This is a genomic window from Streptomyces sp. LS1784 (assembly GCF_020103755.1).
Classification (GTDB): Bacteria; Actinomycetota; Actinomycetes; order Streptomycetales; family Streptomycetaceae; genus Kitasatospora.
The window spans coordinates 1-1,259 of record NZ_JAHSQD010001069.1; the positions used below are offsets into that span (position 1 = coordinate 1).

2 protein-coding genes are annotated in these 1,259 nt (G+C 76.4%); one reads left to right on the top strand and one right to left on the bottom strand.

Translation table 11 applies throughout. The annotated features are described in order from the left end of the window. Positions 1-312: sigma factor (locus tag KS423_RS45680; protein WP_308020333.1), on the bottom strand; the 312-nt coding region annotated here is incomplete at its 3' end. Between the two features lie 74 nt (positions 313-386). On the opposite strand from KS423_RS45680, the gene KS423_RS45685 reads away from it, so the two are divergent. Beyond that, positions 387-1,076, top strand: a complete 690-nt coding sequence (locus KS423_RS45685; RefSeq protein WP_224285541.1) for an NAD(P)H-dependent oxidoreductase — start codon at positions 387-389, stop codon at positions 1,074-1,076. Positions 1,077-1,259: the final 183 nt, after the last annotated feature.

Genomic DNA, 1,259 nt, shown 5'->3' on the forward strand with positions numbered 1-1,259 from the left:
CAGCAGCGCCTCCCGCTCCGGCTCCGGGCCGCCGCCCGCCGCGTCCGGCAGCGCCTCGTCGGTCGGCTCCTCGCGGCGCGCGGCGCGGGCCCGCAGCAGGTCCAGGCAGATCCGGGAGACCACCGTGGTCAGCCAGCCGGGCAGGTTGTCGATCTCCGCCGGATCGGTGCGGACCAGCCGCAGCCAGGCCTCCTGCACGGCGTCCTCGGCCTCGCCGGTCGAGCCGAGCATCCGCTGGGCGATCGCCCGCAGCCGGCCGCGCTCGGCCGGTGCTCCCCCGGCCGCCGCTCCCGGCATCGCGTCCCCGTCCATCGGTCACCTTTCCTCGGCGCGGCTCGTCACCGCTATGACGATCCGTCCCCCTCCGAGGTGACCGGGAGACCACCATGACCTCCACCACGCTGCTCCACCTGGACTCCAGCATCAGCCCGTCCGGCTCGGTCAGCCGCGCCCTGACCGCCCGCTTCGCCGCCGCCTGGCGCGCCCGGCACGGCGTCGCCGCCCGACACCGGCACCACGACCTCGCCGCCGACCCGGTACCCCCGGTTCGCGCGGCCTACGACGCCCTCGGCCGCCGCACCGAGCGCAAGGGGATACTCCCGCTGGACGACATCGGCCGCCTCGCCGAGGGGCCGGACGAGGCGCACGAGTGGGCGCTCAGCCGCCCGCTGATCGAGGAGCTGCGGGCCGCCGGCACCCTGCTGATCGGCAGCCCGATGTACAACTACACCGTCTCGACCGGCCTCAAGGCGTGGATCGACCGGGTCACCTTCCCCGGTGTCCACCACGACCCGGAGACCGGCGCGCCGCTGCTGCGCGACACCCGCGTGGTGGTCGTCGCGGTCCGCGGCGGCGGCTACGGTCCGGGCACGCCGCGCGCCCACTGCGACTTCCAGGTCCCGTACCTGCGGGCGTACTTCGACCGGATCGGGGTCGCGGCGGAGCACCTGCACGTGGTCACCGCCGAGCTCACCAGGGCCGCGGACATCCCGGCGCTGAACGCCCTCCAGCCGCTCGCCGCCGAGTCCCTGGCGGCGGCCGAGGCCGCCATCGACGAGCTGGCCGCAAGGCTCTGAGCCGTCCGGGCGGGCGGGCCGCTACAGCGGGGTGACGGCCTTGAGCACCACCAGCAGGGCCACGGCGGCGTTGAGCGCGCACAGCGCCGACGCGGCCGTCCCGACCGCCGCGACCATCGCCGCCAGTCCCGCCGGCGTCTTGGCCGGCGGCCAGTTGCGGGAGGTCGGCACCGGGCCGAGCAG